We start from the raw sequence: 16,379 nt of genomic DNA on the forward strand, positions 1-16,379 counted from the left end.
GAACTGACCTCTGGTATTCAAGAAAAGTCGGACAGATAAAAAGAGCGATATTCTACCTGCTTTCTAGTAGAGAGAAAAACGCTTTTGTGCTTTTTAAGTTTAGGGGGCAAACTAAATATATATAAGATCTATATATATGATCTTTTATTAGATCTACTATTAGGATCGACGATCTCTGTGGATAAGTTAAAAATGATCAACAAGATCATGGATCTTATTAGGATCATATCATGTGATCTTACCTTGATCAGATCGAGGATTAGCTGGGATCAAAATCGGTACTTATACACAGGGGTGAATTCGGATCAAAGTTGTTATTGGGATAACTATAGGTTAATCACCGGATAAACGCTGACTTATACACAGTTAGTTTGATTAAAAACTGTCCAATTAAACCTGTTGTTGTGACTCAATCCTATCCACAAGACAAAAAAATAGGCCAGCATTGCTGACCTAGTGACATTTTCTTCGTCTCTATTTACCGATATCGTTGCTAAATCTGGTTTAAAAACGTTCGATATGATCCTGTAACCAGAGTTCCGCTGCATCTTCAGGGACTGGGTGAGCCAAAACATCGATGGTCAAACAGTCACTAATTGGTGTTCCACCAATGTCTTCTAATAGCTCATGCGCATGTTTTCCAGCGGCGCAGAAGGTATCGTAGCTTGAATCACCAATGGCAATCACCGCGTATTTTACTTCGCTCATTTTTGGTGGTGTTGCTTGAAGTGCCTGAATAAACGGTTGGATGTTGTCTGGATAGTCGCCAGCCCCATGAGTGGATGTGACGATTAGCCATGTTCCCTGAGGTTCGATTTCAGCAAAGTTAGGTTGATTGTGGATCGTGGTTTTAAATCCCTTATCCACCAGCAGATCACTTAAATGATCGCCGACATACTCAGCTCCGCCTAAGGTGCTGCCTGTAATAATATGAATCATACTGTTTTGATCCCTTATAGATTCAAACGCATCAAACAATGCATCATTAAAGATATAAAAAAACGCGTATCACTGATACGCGTTTAGAGCTATTTACCGATACAGAAAGAGGAGAATATACGTCCGAGCAAGTCATCAGAGCTGAACTCGCCGGTAATCTCATTGAGGTGTTGCTGAGCAATACGCAGCTCCTCTGCGAGAATTTCTCCAGCCATGTAGCCTTCAAGTTGCTGTTGGCCAATGTCGAGGTGCTCTGCTGCACGCTCGAGAGCCTCTAGATGACGTCGACGAGCCATAAAGCCCCCTTCGTGACCACCCGCAAAGCCCATGCACTCTTTTAGGTGACTGCGCAGCGCATCAACACCTGCGCCAGTTTTGGCTGAAAGGCGAATTAAGGTTGGTGAGTTAACGTGGCAGATCCCAAGCTCTTCGCCTGTTTGATCGGCTTTATTACGGATCACAGTCATGCCAATACTATCGGGTAAACGATCGACGAAGTCTGGCCAAATATCTTTTGGATCGGTGGCATCGGTTGTCGTGCCATCCACCATAAATAGTACGCGGTCTGCTTGAGCGATTTCGTCCCAAGCGCGCTCGATACCTATTTTTTCAACTTCATCTGACGCATCACGCAGACCTGCGGTGTCAATAATATGCAGCGGCATGCCATCAATATGAATGTGTTCACGTAATACGTCACGAGTTGTCCCCGCGATGTCAGTGACGATAGCGGACTCTTTGCCTGACAGAGCATTAAGAAGGCTGGATTTCCCTGCATTTGGACGACCAGCAATAACCACTTTCATCCCTTCACGCATTATTGCGCCTTGGTTGGCTTCTTTACGCACTGCGTGAAGGTTATCGATGATCGCTTGTAAGTCGGCAGACACTTTACCGTCAGCAAGAAAATCGATTTCTTCTTCTGGGAAGTCTATCGCGGCCTCAACGTAAATACGCAGATGAATTAATGACTCTACCAGCGTGTTGATGCGTTGCGAGAATGCGCCTTGTAACGACTGTAGTGCTGATTTTGCCGCTTCTTCTGAGCTGGCATCAATCAAGTCTGCAATGGCCTCTGCTTGCGCTAAATCGAGCTTGTCGTTTAAAAATGCGCGTTCAGAGAACTCACCTGGACGAGCGGTGCGAATCCCCTCAATTTTAAGAATACGCTTGATCAGCATATCCATGACAACGGGCCCACCATGACCCTGTAGCTCAAGTACATCTTCACCCGTAAACGAGTGTGGGTTAGGGAAGTAGAGTGCAATACCTTGGTCAAGTTGATTGCCCGCCTCATCACTAAATGACAAATACTCGGCGTAGCGTGGACGCAAAGTTTTACCTGTGACTTCAAGAGCCACTTTTTCAGCTAACGGACCTGAAACGCGGATAATACCGACACCGCCACGACCGGGCGCAGTGGCTTGGGCGACAATGGTATCTGTTGTCATAACGAGTGTGCCTATGATTGTGTTGCTCTTCAATTGAGCAGAAATAATGCGATTAGCTGAATTGTAATCAGCTCGAATAAAAAAGGCGACCTTTTGGTCGCCTTTGTATTCGATTAAGACTTACTTCGTCTTAGTGTGTAAGCCTTTCTTCTCCAGAGACTTGTAGATAAGTGTCTGCTGGATAAGCGTTACAATGTTCGATACCAACCAGTATAGAACTAGACCTGAAGGGAAGAACAGGAAGAAGAACGTAAACATAACCGGCATAAAGGTCATGATCTTCTGCTGCATTGGGTCAGTAACAGTTGTTGGGCTCATCTTCTGGATCATAAACATTGACGCACCCATCAGTAGCGGCAAGATGTAGTACGGGTCTTGCGCTGAAAGGTCGTGAATCCAACCGAAGAACGGTGAGTGACGTAGTTCAACCGATTCCATTAGTGCCCAGTATAGAGCGATGAAGATTGGCATCTGTAGAATCAGAGGTAGACAGCCACCCAATGGGTTCACTTTCTCTTTCTTGTACAGTTCCATCATCTCTTGGCTCATACGCTGACGGTCATCGCCGATACGCTCACGCATCGCTTGCAGCTTAGGCTGAAGCATACGCATTTTCGCCATAGAGGTGTACTGAGCTTTAGTCAGTGGGTACATCGCACCACGAACAACAAAAGTCAGTAGGATGATTGCCACACCCCAGTTACCCACGAAGCCGTGAATAGTCGATAGTAGCCAGTGCAGAGGTTTAGCAATAAACCACAACCAACCGTAGTCCACTACTAGGTCTAGGTGTGGAGCAACTTCAGCCATTTGGTCTTGAAGTTTAGGACCTACCCATAGTGTTGCTTTTAGTTCAGCCGTTTCACCGTTCGCGATGGTTTTATTTGGCATACGAACACCGATGTCCGCAAGGTTGCCAATAACACGCGTGTAAAGGTTAGTGCCTGGTTCATCACGTGGAATCCAAGCGCTAGCGAAGTAGTGCTGAATCATCGCAGCCCAACCTTGACCATCAGTCAGATTGATAGACAGGTTGCGATCTTGCATATCGTCAAAGCTGTACTTTTTGTACTTGGTATCTTCAGTCGAGTAAGCACCGCCACGGTAAGTTGGCATTGTGATGCTACCGCCGTCATCCATTACGTTTTGACGTAGGTGAGCGTACATACCGAAGGTCGCGTTGTTACCAGAGTTGTTTACAACATCGTATTCAACATCAACCGCGTAGCTACCACGTTTTAGGATGAAAGTTTTTGTGTACTCAATACCGTTTGCTGCAAACGTCATTGGAATACGTAGCTCATCTTGACCATCTGCTAGAGTAAAGCTGTCAGCGCTTACTGCGTAGTGTGGACGGTTTGAGCTACTCAAGTCGATGCCTTGAGGGCCAACTAAGCCACTTTGTGCAATAAACTGATGACCAGGCTCGTTCTTGAGAAGCTCAAATAGAGCTGGAGAATCAAGTTCTGCTGTGTACTGGTTTAGGTCAGCTTGAACAATGTCACCACCAACCGTATCAATAGACAGAGTTAATACATCCGTTGTTACAGTAATCGCTTTCGCTGTTGCCTGTTGAGCAGGCGCAGGGTCTAGCTCATCGGCAAAAGATGGTGCAGGTAGGGAGCTGCTTGATTGTGCCTGTTCAATCGCTTGCGGAGCTGGATTCTTTGCTACGTTCCATTGCTGGTAAAGTAGGAAGGAGACCAAAGCCAAGGCGATTAACAGGATATTACGTTGAGAATCCATCGTTATTTATCTCTGTCGTGTTTTTGAACTGGTGGAACGGGGTCAAAGCCCCCTTCATTTAGAGGGTGGCATTTTAATAGACGTTTGCCCGATAACCAACACCCTTTTACAAAACCGTGAGCTTTCAGCGCTTCTACAGCATAAGTTGAGCATGTTGGTTGAAAACGACAACGGGGTCCGATAAGCGGACTAATTAGACCTTGATAAAGTCGGACTACACCGATTGCTAGCCACGTGATGGGCGAGACAGTCGTTGCCATAGCTTATCAAATAATTTGAACATTTCATCATTGCTTAGATCTTGTGCGCTTTTTTTCGCAATAACAACAAAATCTTTGTTAGGAAGGTTATGTTGATTGTTACGAAAACTTTCACGAGCAAGACGCTTGAATCGGTTACGACCTACAGCCGTTTTGATTTGCTTTTTAGGAACTGCTAAACCTAGTCGAGGATGAGATAGGTTATTGTTACGTGCAATGATGGTGAAATGAGGTGAGCCAGCTCGGTGAGCTTGCTTGAAGACATTTTGATAATGCTCGGGAGTTAACAAGCGTAACTCCCGATTGAACGCGTACGTATTCAAAATAAATTAATTATTATTTTGACAGGCGCGCACGGCCTTTAGCACGACGTGCATTAATTACTTTACGACCGTTCTTAGTTGCCATGCGAGCACGGAAGCCGTGAGTACGCTTGCGCTTTAGAACTGTAGGTTGAAAAGTGCGTTTCATGATAATTACCTTACTGATCAGTAGTTTTAGGTTCTTAGTTAACCCGGCGTGGGTACAAAGTCTTCTTTATATATAAAGAGGACAAACCGACGCCTCTCAACAAAGAGGCGGAATTGTAATCACACTCACAAATTGTGTCAACGACTCATGTGTGTGAAATTCCGCGTCGGGCGATTATACGTAGTGTGAGCAAAATCTCAAGGATCAAGCGATCCTTCTGTTGGATCTTTATTCAACACCGACTTGATTAAGGAATTTTTTCAATCTTGGATCTTGCGGATTGTCGAAAATTTCCGCAGGCGATCCTTGTTCGACAATATTTCCCTCTGCCATGAAGATCACTCTATCAGCGACTTCTTTGGCAAATTGCATTTCATGAGTGACCACCAGCATGGTTTGATGTTGAGTGGCGAGTTGTTTCATTAAGTTGAGCACTTCGCCGACCCACTCAGGATCCAATGCAGATGTTGGCTCATCAAATAGCAATAGTTCTGGCTGTAGTGCCATCGCACGGCCAATACCAACGCGTTGCTGTTGTCCACCTGAAAGTGCCGCAGGGTAGCTATCGCCTTTATCGCTTAAGCCAATATCATCGAGGATTTGTTGCGCGCGGGCGAGGGCGTCTGTTTTTTTCCAGCCGCGTACCGTCACCAATCCTTCGGCAATGTTCTGTCTTGCTGTCATGTGGGCAAAAAGCGCATAGTTTTGAAACACAAACCCGGTTTTACGGCGTAGGGCTAAGACTTCTGCTTGGGTGTGTTTTTCACTATTAACGCTCACGTCATCAATGGTAATCGTACCTTGGTCTGCTTGCTCCAAAAAATTAACGCAGCGCAGTAAGGTGGATTTGCCGGTGCCGCTTGAGCCGATAATGACAATGATCTCCCCTTGCTTGATTTCGAGATCAATACCTTTGAGGACCTCGCTCTCGCCAAAGCGTTTATGGATATTATTTAGCTTGATCATCGTACATACGCCTTATTCAATTTGTCTTCTGCCCAGCTTTGCACTCGAGTTAGAATCACGACCACACCCCAATAAATTAAGGCAACGGCAAGGAAAGCTTCAAAAAATCGGAAGCTTGAGGAGGCTTCCATCTGCGCTTTAGCCATAATTTCAGCCACGCCAAGAGTAAATGCCAGTGAGGTTGACTTAATCATATCGATGAAATAGTTCATCAGAGAAGGTAAGGCAACGCGGGTTGCTTGCGGCAAAATAATTCGGCGCATTGCTTGTGATGTCGTCATACCAACTGACAAGCTGGCTTCCATTTGGCTACGATCGATACCCATGATAGCGGCACGAATACTCTCTGCCATATAGGCAGCAAAATGGAGGGTTAGGCCGATCACTGCGGCGCTAAATGCATCGATGCCCACCATAATCGGGAAGATTTGCGGTAGGCCGTAATAGAGCAAAAACAGCTGAACTAATAGTGGTGTGCCGCGGAAAAAGCTGATGTACAGCTGGCTTAGTTGATCGAGAACTGGCAAACGAAATACGCGAATATTGGCGAGAACAACCGCTAAGATCAGCGAAAAGGCTAAGCCCCAAGTCGCCATTTCCATTGTGGTGCCAAGATACTTGAGCAATATCGGCATTAGCTCAAGCATGTAGTTAAAATCGAATCCCATATACCTTACCTAAAAGAGAAAAGAAAAGGTGGAATCAATCCACCTTTTTTATTGAAGTGATAGTTTGATATTAGTGGGTAATATCTGCACCGAACCATTTTTCTGAGATGGTTTTTAAAGTGCCATCTGCACGCATTTGGTTGAGCGCTTGATTGACTTCTGTTTGCAGCTGCTTACCGCGTGGGTTATCCAAAAATGGCCAAGCGTTTTGGATAGTTTCAAACGGTTCACCCGCTAATTCGAGTGGCAGACCGGTTTTTTTGATTAACTCAAGCGCTGAGAGTCGATCCATCACAAATGCATCCGCGCGACCAAGTGCAACGTCGTGCTCAATACCAGTATCGTAAGTTTTGATATTAATTTGATTATCTTTATCGTATTGGCGCAGCAGTTGCTCGAAGTTAGAACCTAAGTTTACCGCCACCGTTTTACCCGCTAAGTCAGTGACATCTTGGATTTCTTCGTTACCCTTACGTACCGTGATTTGAGCACCATCGACTACATATGGGTCAGCAAATAAGTACTTAGCTTTACGGGCGTCTGTCATGGTGATCTGGTTTGAAATCGTATCGATGCGTCCTGTTTCGAGCAGACCAAATAGGCCAGAGAAGTTAGCAGTCACATACTCGACTTGGTAGCCATTGCGTTTACCAATTTCGTTCCATAAATCGACTTCAAAACCTTGTAGCTTATCTTTCTCAACAAAAGTAAATGGGAAGTAACGACCAGACATCCCCACTTTCACTTGATCAATCACGGTTTCTGCCGACGCTTGGAGCGCTGCTGTAGAAAGGGCGATAGCAGCAATGGTTGTTTTTATCCAGTTTTTCATATTACATCCTCTTAAATCTATGGTTTCGCATACTACCTATGAGAATCTGGATAGATAAATAACTAAGAGCGATAACCTAGATGGGTTAGTAATAAGTTTATTAGTTATAGCGTTGAACTTCGCGATAAATATCATGCAACGTTGTGGATAAGCTGGTTAAAAATCACGTCATTCACAGAGTTATCACCAACCTTAAGATCCGCCCAAAATTACTCAAATGTGGATCAATATGTGGGTAATACTGGGATTGGGTGTGATGATCCGTCGAATAATCGCGATAAAATTGTGAATAACTTAGATCTTATTCACTGGATCATCGATCATTTGCTGGCGATCTTGGTTATCAACAGGTAAAATCTGCTCTCTTTTCCGATCAATTATCTCGAGTGGGGTCTCCGTGTCATCTTCGCTTTGGTTGCAATGCCTACAACAGCTTCAAGAAGAGCTGCCTGCTACAGAATTCAGTATGTGGGTACGTCCGTTACAAGCGGAGCTTAATGACAATACACTCACTTTGTTTGCCCCAAACCGCTTTGTGTTGGATTGGGTGCGCGATAAGTACCTCAATAGCATTAATCGTCTATTGCAAGAGTATTGCGGTAACGATATCCCTAACTTGCGTTTTGAAGTCGGCAGCCGTCCTGTGGCGGCTCCTACGCCTGCGCCTAAGCGTACACCTGCGGATGTGGCGGCGGAGTCATCGGCTCCTGCTCAATTGCAAGCGCGTAAACCTGTGCACAAAACATGGGATGACGATGCGCAAGCAATGGCAAACATTAACCATCGTTCAAACGTTAACCCGAAACATAAGTTCAATAACTTCGTTGAGGGTAAGTCAAACCAACTGGGTTTAGCGGCAGCGCGTCAGGTGGCGGATAACCCTGGTGCGGCATACAACCCACTGTTTCTTTATGGTGGTACCGGTTTAGGTAAGACCCACTTGCTGCATGCGGTTGGTAACGCGATTGTTGATAACAAGCCGAATGCGAAAGTGGTGTATATGCACTCTGAGCGTTTCGTGCAAGATATGGTTAAAGCGCTGCAAAACAACGCGATTGAAGAATTTAAACGCTACTATCGTAGTGTGGATGCGTTGCTTATCGATGATATTCAGTTCTTTGCCAATAAAGAGCGTTCTCAAGAAGAATTTTTCCATACTTTCAACGCATTGCTTGAGGGTAATCAACAGATCATTTTGACTTCGGATCGCTATCCAAAAGAGATCAGCGGTGTTGAAGATCGTTTGAAGTCGCGCTTTGGCTGGGGTTTGACGGTTGCGATCGAACCGCCTGAGTTGGAAACGCGCGTGGCTATCTTGATGAAGAAAGCGGAAGACCACCAAATTCATCTAGCGGATGAAGTGGCTTTCTTTATTGCTAAGCGTCTGCGTTCTAACGTTCGTGAACTCGAAGGTGCGTTAAACCGTGTGATCGCGAATGCGAACTTTACTGGTCGCCCAATCACAATTGATTTTGTCCGCGAAGCACTGCGTGATCTTCTTGCTCTGCAAGAGAAACTAGTGACGATCGACAATATTCAAAAGACGGTGGCAGAATACTACAAGATTAAAGTCGCAGACTTACTATCTAAGCGTCGCTCTCGTTCGGTTGCCCGTCCACGTCAATTAGCAATGGCACTTGCGAAAGAACTGACAAACCACAGCTTGCCTGAAATTGGTGATGCATTCGGTGGTCGCGATCATACAACGGTATTGCATGCATGCCGTAAGATTGAGCAGTTGCGCGAAGAGAGTCACGATATTAAAGAAGATTACTCGAACTTGATTCGTACCCTTTCTTCTTAATTCGCTGTATTCTTATCAGTTGCTAGTATTGGCTATCGAGCTAAACGCCATCAAGAATTCACATAAGAGCGCATTATGAAATTTTCCATTGAACGCAGTCATCTACTGAAACCACTTCAACAAGTGTCGGGTGCTTTGGGCGGCCGACCAACGTTACCAATTCTTGGTAACTTATTGATTAAGGTTGAAGAAAATACCTTATCAATGACCGCAACGGATTTGGAAGTTGAGCTGATTAGCCGCGTGACCCTTGAAGGGGATTTTGAAGCGGGCAGCATCACTGTGCCGTCACGTAAGTTTCTTGATATCTGCCGTGGTCTACCAGACGATTCAGTGATTACCTTTGTATTGGAAGGGGATCGCGTACAAGTGCGTTCTGGTCGTAGCCGTTTTTCTCTGGCTACACTACCTGCGAATGATTTCCCAAATATTGAAGATTGGCAAAGTGAAGTTGAAGTATCACTGACTCAAGCTGAACTGCGTGGTTTGATTGAGAAAACACAATTTTCAATGGCAAACCAAGATGTACGTTATTACCTCAATGGTATGCTGTTTGAAATTGATGGCACAACACTACGTAGTGTGGCGACTGATGGTCACCGAATGGCGGTATCACTTGTTTCATTAGGTGCTGATTTTGCCACTAAGCAAATCATTGTGCCACGCAAAGGTGTTCAAGAGCTAGTTAAGCTACTGGATGCGCCAGAACAGCCAGTCGTTCTGCAAATTGGTAGCTCGAACGTGCGTGCGGAAGTGAACAACTTTGTCTTCACTTCGAAACTGGTGGATGGTCGTTTTCCTGATTACCGCCGCGTCATGCCACAAAGCACAACAAAAACATTGGAAGCGAATTGTGATGAATTGCGTCAAGCATTCTCGCGTGCCGCTATCCTATCTAACGAGAAGTTCCGTGGTGTGCGTGTTAATCTAGCTGATAGCGAGATGCGTATTACCGCCAACAACCCTGAGCAAGAAGAAGCGGAAGAGATGTTGGATGTGAGCTTTGAAGGTGATGCGATTGAAATCGGCTTTAACGTCAGTTATGTATTGGATGTTCTCAATACTCTGCGTTGTGAAAAAGTGCGAATTTCAATGTCTGACGCCAATGCGAGTGCGCTTATCGAAAATGCCGATGATGACAGTGCGCTGTATGTGGTGATGCCAATTCGACTCTAGCATGCCGCTATCTCGCCTTATAATTAAGCAGTTTCGCAACATTAAAGCCTGTGATATTCAATTATCAGCAGGCTTTAACTTTCTTATCGGTCCGAACGGTAGCGGTAAAACAAGCGTACTTGAAGCCATCTATTTGTTGGGGCACGGTCGTTCATTTAAGAGCAGTTTAACTGGACGAGTGATCCAAAATGAGTGTGACGAGCTGTTTGTACATGGCCGTTTTTTGAACTCGGATCAATTTGAGCTACCGATTGGGATTAATAAGCAGCGCGACGGCACAACAGAGGTTAAAATAGGCGGTCAATCTGGGCAAAAGTTAGCACAGTTGGCTCAAGTTCTGCCGCTGCAACTTATCCACCCAGAAGGGTTCGATTTGTTGACTGACGGGCCTAAACATCGCCGTGCATTTATCGATTGGGGTGTGTTTCACTCAGAATCTGCTTTTTATGATGCATGGGGACGGTTTCGTCGCTTGAACAAACAGCGCAACGCCTTATTGAAAACCGCTCGTAGCTATCGTGAGCTCAGTTACTGGGATCAGGAAATGGCACGTTTGGCAGAAAATATTAGCCAATGGCGGGCTGGGTATGTTGAGCAGATGCGCATTAAAGCTGAGCAGATATGCCGAGCATTTTTGCCAGAATTTGATATCCAATTGAAGTATTATCGTGGTTGGGATAAGGATACGCCTTATCAACAAATCCTCGAGAAGAACTTCGAGCGCGATCAGGCATTAGGTTATACCTTTAGTGGGCCTAATAAAGCGGATTTGCGCATAAAAGTGAACGGTACACCCGTAGAAGATGTGCTTTCACGTGGTCAGTTAAAACTGATGGTGTGTGCGTTGCGCGTGGCGCAAGGGCAACTCCTTACCGAAATGACCGGAAAGCAATGCATTTATTTGATTGATGACTTTGCATCGGAATTAGATAGTCAACGTCGCAAGCGCCTAGCGGACTGCTTGAAAGAGACGGGGGCTCAAGTTTTTGTAAGCTCTATTACTGAGGGTCAAATTGCCGATATGCACGATGATAAAGGCAAGATGTTCCATGTGGAACATGGCACAATAGAGCAACTATAAATAGCGGAAGATAACTCATGTCTGAAAATTACGATTCATCGAGTATTAAAGTACTGAAGGGTCTGGACGCAGTTCGTAAGCGCCCAGGTATGTACATCGGCGACACGGACGACGGCACCGGTCTTCACCACATGGTCTTTGAGGTGGTGGATAACTCAATTGATGAAGCGTTGGCAGGTCACTGTAAAGACATCATTGTGACAATCCATGAGGATAACTCTGTTTCTGTTAGTGATGATGGTCGTGGTATCCCAACGGAGATGCACCCTGAAGAGAAAGTGTCAGCAGCTGAAGTTATTATGACGGTACTGCATGCTGGTGGTAAGTTCGATGACAACTCATACAAAGTATCTGGTGGTCTACACGGTGTTGGTGTCTCGGTAGTAAACGCGTTGTCTGAGAAAGTTGAACTGACTATCCACCGTGGTGGTCATATTCACACTCAAACTTACCATCATGGTGAGCCTCAAGCGCCACTAGCGATTGTTGGTGATACGGATAAAACGGGTACTAGAATTCGTTTTTGGCCAAGCGATCAAACCTTTACTAACGTTGAGTTCCACTACGATATTCTAGCTAAGCGTCTACGTGAGCTATCATTCCTAAACTCTGGTGTGTCTATCAAACTGACAGACGAGCGTGAAGAAGATAAAGGCGACCACTTTATGTATGAAGGTGGTATTCAAGCGTTTGTTAATCACCTCAACACCAATAAAACCCCAATTCATGAGAAAGTATTCCACTTTAATGCCGATCGTGAAGATGGCACTTCTGTAGAAGTGGCAATGCAGTGGAATGATGGTTTCCAAGAGAACATCTACTGTTTTACCAACAACATCCCACAACGCGATGGTGGTACTCACCTAGCAGGTTTCCGTGCAGCGCTAACGCGTACACTGAACACCTTTATGGATAAAGAAGGCTTCTCGAAAAAAGCGAAGACGGCAACATCAGGTGATGACGCGCGTGAAGGTCTAACTGCGGTTGTTTCGGTGAAAGTGCCTGATCCAAAATTCTCAAGCCAAACCAAAGATAAGTTGGTTTCATCTGAAGTGAAATCAGCGGTTGAATCTGCAATGGGTGAGAAGTTATCAGAGTTCCTTGCTGAGAACCCAACTGAAGCTAAGATGGTTTGTTCGAAAATCATCGATGCGGCTCGCGCTCGTGAAGCGGCACGTAAAGCTCGTGAAATGACTCGTCGTAAAGGTGCTTTAGATTTAGCTGGCCTACCAGGTAAATTGGCTGACTGTCAGGAAAAAGATCCGGCACTCTCTGAACTATACATAGTGGAGGGTGATTCGGCAGGCGGCTCCGCAAAACAAGGCCGTAACCGTAAGAACCAAGCGATTCTTCCTCTGAAAGGTAAAATCCTAAACGTTGAGAAAGCTCGTTTTGATAAAATGCTTTCTTCTCAAGAGGTTGCTACGCTAATCACCGCACTTGGTTGTGGTATTGGTCGTGATGAGTACAACCCAGATAAGCTGCGTTACCACAACATCATCATCATGACCGATGCTGACGTCGATGGTTCGCACATTCGTACGCTACTGTTGACCTTCTTCTATCGTCAAATGCCAGAGCTGATTGAGCGCGGTTACGTGTACATTGCTCAGCCACCACTATACAAAGTGAAAAAAGGCAAACAAGAGCAGTACATCAAAGATGAAGAAGCGATGAACCAATACCAAGTGGCATTGGCGCTGGATAACGCTGCTTTGCATGTTAACGCAGAAGCGCCAGCTCTCGCAGGTGAAGCTCTAGAGAAGCTAGTACAACAGTACAATGCAACGATTAAGCTGGTGGATCGTATGAGCCGCCGCTACCCACGTGCACTAGTGCATGAGCTAATCTACGTACCTCGTCTAACGGCTGAACAGTGCCAAGATGCAGCAACAGTTGAAGCGTGGACGAAGCAATTGGTTGAACAGCTAAATGCGAAAGAAGTCGGTGCAAGCCAATACAGCTTTGAAGTTGAGCAACACGCTGAGCTAGGTATTAACCTACCTAAGATCATCGTACGTACTCATGGTGTGACTTACGATTATGCACTAAGCGCAGACCTACTTAACTCGAAAGAGTACGGTAAGCTAGCGTCACTATCAGAAGCGCTAGACGGTCTGATTGAAGAAGGTGCTTACATTAAGCGTGGTGAGCGTACCCAGCCAGTTGTCAGCTTTGTTGATGCACTAGAGTGGTTAATTAAAGAATCACGTCGTGGTCTGAGTCTACAGCGCTACAAAGGTCTTGGTGAGATGAACCCAGATCAGCTTTGGGAAACCACGATGGACCCAGAGACTCGCCGCATGATGCAAGTAACGATTGAGGATGCCGTAGGTGCAGACCAATTGTTTACGACATTGATGGGTGACCAAGTTGAGCCGCGTCGTAACTTCATCGAAGAAAACGCATTAAAAGTAGCCAACTTAGACGTTTAATCATTGCGATGCGTCGTTATTTCGCATGATTTCTGCGTTCGGCGTACTCACATACACTTGTATGCTGCGTGCGCCTTGCTTGAACCAATAGCGAACTAACTTAGCCTCGACTGACTAAATTTCTTTTGATGAAATTTTGAAAGCACTGCCTTCGGGTGGTGCTTTTTTATTGGGTGAGGATACGAGCGGGATGCGGGAACGCTTCGCTTCGAGAATATGACATCGTTAGAAAGAGTGGGCTTTATTTATCAGAGTCTTAGATCGTTATCCTCGAGAGGGAGGGACGACCGAGTCGGGGATCTAAAAAATATTTTTTGCCGATCCCTTGAAAGCCCATCTTTTGACCTTATATCTAGTTATGAAGAGGGATGGCTAACTTGCTCATAAGAGAAGAACAGCGCCTCTGGAATCGCTAAGTGAGATCGCTCAGGAGAGGATACTCAAATTAGCACACAACTTGACCCTAGATTCGACATCATGTCCCCGAACCTAAAGAGTAGGTCAGAGGAATGAATCATCGAATCCCTTAGCTCGGCGCTTTCTTGCATAAATGCGCCATATGGATGACCCTCATCCGGGCTAAGACTATTGCTTAAAAAGAGGATAGGATTATGCGTAATGTAGATTTCTCACCACTATACCGTAATGCAATTGGCTTCGACCGTCTGTTTAACCTAATGGAAGCAAGCTCGGCGAAGAACACTTCTGGCGGTTACCCTCCATACAACATTGAGCAAAAAGATGAGCATAACTACCGTATTACTATGGCGGTGGCTGGCTTTGCTGAAGATCAGCTAGATCTGACTCAAAACGAAAATATGTTGATTGTAAAGGGTGAGCGCAAAGCGGAAGAAGGCAAAAATTACGTTTATCAAGGCATCGCTGAACGCGATTTTGAGCGTAAGTTCCAACTTGCTGATTATGTGAAAGTTGTCGGTGCATCAATGGAAAACGGTCTACTTCATATTGATTTAGTTCGTGAAATTCCAGAAGCGATGCAACCGCGTAAGATCGCTATCGGTGGTAACACCCTGATTGAAAATAACTAATCGTAGTTTCCACGGTAATAGAATGAGAAAGAGCGCCAAATGGGCGCTCTTTTTAATGCTCTTATAGAGAGAAGTAAAACCTCTATTGTGCTTCTTGGTAAGCCTTTGCTACTTCTTCTGCAATAATATTAATGCCTTTTTGCATCATCTCATCTTCTTGGACATAGTTCATTCTTAGACATTGATGAGCGTGCTCCCAATCGTCTTCCTGACCAATAAAGAAGTATTCACCCGGAACAATCAAAACCCCGCGAGCTTTTAAGCGTTGGTAAAGCTCCATGGTGGTTATCGGCAGTTCATCAAACCATAACCATAAGAAAATAGCGCCTTCAGGTTTATGGATTCTAAAGCGAGGATCGGTAATCGCTTGTTGCAGCAACTCAACCGCGCGCAGTGCTTTTTGTCGATAGAATGGCTTAATTACCTCGGTGCTGAGTTTGAGTAAGTCACCATTTTCAATCATATGGTTAGCATAAGCGGGGCCGACACTGCTCGGCGCAAGGCTAATAATACCGTTCATATTGGTCATCGCTTGCGTAATGGCTTCATTTGCAATCACGACGCCACAGCGCACACCTGGCAAGCCCAGTTTAGATAAACTCATGCATAAGATGGTGTTTTCATTCCAAAATGGTTCGACATCTTCAAAAATGATATTAGGAAAAGGTAGGCCGTACGCATTGTCGATGATCAACGGCACATTGTGTTGACGAGCGAGTGTATCCAATTTTTGGATTTCAGCATCAGTCAGGACATTGCCTGTTGGGTTGGTCGGGCGTGAAGCACAGATTGCCGCAATCGAGTCATCAACAGAAAGTTGTTCAAAATCGACGTGGTATTTGAATAATCCATCTTCTAGGAGTTCAATTTCTGGATGATAAGAGATAAAAATGTCTTCATCGATGCCCGCATCACCATAGCCGATATACTCTGGCGCTAATGGCAACAATATTTTTTTATGTGAGCCATCGGGTTGTTTGCCCGCGAGCAAATTAAAAAGATAGAAAAATCCGCTTTGGCTGCCATTGGTCAGGCTGATGTTTTTTTCGCTGATGTCCCAACCGTAGTGCTGCTTGAACATGTTCGCCAACGCTTTTACAAAGCTATCTTTACCTTGTGGGCCATCGTAGTTAGCAAGTGCAGCTACCAACTCGCCATTAGCGAGCATTTTCTCACTGGCTTGATGAAAGTAATCGAGCATTGCTGGAATTGCGGCAGGGTTGCCGCCTCCGAGCATGATGGCTCCTGGAGTGCGTAAACCATCATTCAAGTCGTCCATGAGCTGCGTTATACCAGAGTACTGATTAAATTTTTCACCAAATTTTGAGAATTGCATGTTTTGCGAGACCTAATACATTGTTTTTGCTTTCATGTGTATGGCGTCAGTGCTTTGCTGACCAATCGAATAATCCTTGAACATACCGCAATGGCTTTGAGACGCAAAGCACAAATTTACTCATTATTAGAGAAAAGTGCTTTTATCTATTCGTTGATAATTGTG

15 protein-coding genes are annotated in these 16,379 nt (G+C 45.1%); 5 read left to right on the forward strand and 10 right to left on the reverse strand.

Going from position 1 to position 16,379, the window contains the following annotated elements; translation table 11 throughout:
- Nucleotides 1-504 precede the first annotated feature (504 nt).
- From mioC to GZK95_RS00045, 9 genes are all read right to left on the reverse strand, one after another.
- Nucleotides 505-939 (reverse strand): FMN-binding protein MioC, encoded by a 435-nt coding sequence (gene mioC / locus GZK95_RS00005; protein ID WP_075707178.1) that lies wholly within the window; start codon nucleotides 937-939, stop codon nucleotides 505-507.
- A gap of 89 nt (nucleotides 940-1,028) precedes the next feature.
- Nucleotides 1,029-2,390 carry a tRNA uridine-5-carboxymethylaminomethyl(34) synthesis GTPase MnmE gene (gene mnmE, locus GZK95_RS00010; RefSeq protein ID WP_075714865.1) on the reverse strand — a complete coding sequence of 454 codons (1,362 nt, stop codon included), beginning with the start codon at nucleotides 2,388-2,390 and terminating at the stop codon, nucleotides 1,029-1,031.
- A 120-nt stretch (nucleotides 2,391-2,510) separates the two neighbouring features.
- Nucleotides 2,511-4,136 carry a membrane protein insertase YidC gene (yidC, locus tag GZK95_RS00015; RefSeq protein WP_075707174.1) on the reverse strand — a complete coding sequence of 542 codons (1,626 nt, stop codon included), beginning with the start codon at nucleotides 4,134-4,136 and terminating at the stop codon, nucleotides 2,511-2,513.
- Between the two features lie 2 nt (nucleotides 4,137-4,138).
- Nucleotides 4,139-4,396: a membrane protein insertion efficiency factor YidD gene (gene yidD, locus GZK95_RS00020; RefSeq protein WP_075648154.1), complete on the reverse strand. Its 258-nt coding sequence runs from the start codon at nucleotides 4,394-4,396 to the stop codon at nucleotides 4,139-4,141.
- Entirely contained in the window at nucleotides 4,363-4,686 is a 324-nt protein-coding gene (gene rnpA / locus GZK95_RS00025) for a ribonuclease P protein component (protein WP_232061568.1), read from the reverse strand. Before rnpA ends, yidD begins: the two co-directional genes overlap by 34 nt.
- A gap of 46 nt (nucleotides 4,687-4,732) precedes the next feature.
- A complete protein-coding gene (rpmH, locus tag GZK95_RS00030) occupies nucleotides 4,733-4,867 on the reverse strand; it encodes a 50S ribosomal protein L34 (RefSeq protein ID WP_005378825.1) in 135 nt (44 codons plus the stop codon).
- A 228-nt stretch (nucleotides 4,868-5,095) separates the two neighbouring features.
- Nucleotides 5,096-5,833, reverse strand: coding sequence for an amino acid ABC transporter ATP-binding protein (locus tag GZK95_RS00035; RefSeq protein ID WP_075714863.1), 738 nt, complete (start codon nucleotides 5,831-5,833; stop codon nucleotides 5,096-5,098).
- Nucleotides 5,830-6,501, reverse strand: a complete 672-nt coding sequence (locus GZK95_RS00040) for an amino acid ABC transporter permease (protein ID WP_075707168.1) — start codon at nucleotides 6,499-6,501, stop codon at nucleotides 5,830-5,832. Before GZK95_RS00040 ends, GZK95_RS00035 begins: the two co-directional genes overlap by 4 nt.
- Nucleotides 6,502-6,571: 70 nt before the next feature.
- The gene (locus GZK95_RS00045; protein WP_075707166.1) at nucleotides 6,572-7,333 is read right to left on the reverse strand and encodes an amino acid ABC transporter substrate-binding protein; all 762 of its coding nucleotides are present in this window, start codon (nucleotides 7,331-7,333) and stop codon (nucleotides 6,572-6,574) included.
- 397 nt (nucleotides 7,334-7,730) lie between these two features.
- Here GZK95_RS00045 and dnaA point away from each other — a divergent pair, with 397 nt between their 5' ends.
- The 5 genes from dnaA to GZK95_RS00070 all read left to right on the forward strand — a co-directional run bounded on the left by dnaA (nucleotide 7,731) and on the right by GZK95_RS00070 (nucleotide 14,878).
- Nucleotides 7,731-9,137: a chromosomal replication initiator protein DnaA gene (dnaA, locus tag GZK95_RS00050; RefSeq protein WP_075707164.1), complete on the forward strand. Its 1,407-nt coding sequence runs from the start codon at nucleotides 7,731-7,733 to the stop codon at nucleotides 9,135-9,137.
- A 75-nt stretch (nucleotides 9,138-9,212) separates the two neighbouring features.
- On the forward strand, nucleotides 9,213-10,313 hold the full coding sequence (gene dnaN, locus GZK95_RS00055; RefSeq protein ID WP_075714861.1) for a DNA polymerase III subunit beta: 1,101 nt from the start codon (nucleotides 9,213-9,215) through the stop codon (nucleotides 10,311-10,313).
- A 1-nt stretch (nucleotide 10,314) separates the two neighbouring features.
- Nucleotides 10,315-11,394, forward strand: a complete 1,080-nt coding sequence (recF, locus tag GZK95_RS00060) for a DNA replication/repair protein RecF (protein WP_075707160.1) — start codon at nucleotides 10,315-10,317, stop codon at nucleotides 11,392-11,394.
- A 17-nt stretch (nucleotides 11,395-11,411) separates the two neighbouring features.
- Entirely contained in the window at nucleotides 11,412-13,829 is a 2,418-nt protein-coding gene (gene gyrB, locus GZK95_RS00065) for a DNA topoisomerase (ATP-hydrolyzing) subunit B (protein WP_075714859.1), read from the forward strand.
- Nucleotides 13,830-14,440: 611 nt separating this feature from the next.
- On the forward strand, nucleotides 14,441-14,878 hold the full coding sequence (locus tag GZK95_RS00070) for an Hsp20 family protein (RefSeq protein WP_075707156.1): 438 nt from the start codon (nucleotides 14,441-14,443) through the stop codon (nucleotides 14,876-14,878).
- Between the two features lie 82 nt (nucleotides 14,879-14,960).
- Here the strand turns inward: GZK95_RS00070 and GZK95_RS00075 are convergent, their stop codons facing one another.
- Nucleotides 14,961-16,214 (reverse strand): valine--pyruvate transaminase, encoded by a 1,254-nt coding sequence (locus GZK95_RS00075; protein ID WP_075707154.1) that lies wholly within the window; start codon nucleotides 16,212-16,214, stop codon nucleotides 14,961-14,963.
- Nucleotides 16,215-16,379 lie beyond the last annotated feature (165 nt).

The organism is Vibrio panuliri (assembly GCF_009938205.1).
Classification (GTDB): Bacteria; Pseudomonadota; Gammaproteobacteria; order Enterobacterales; family Vibrionaceae; genus Vibrio; species Vibrio panuliri.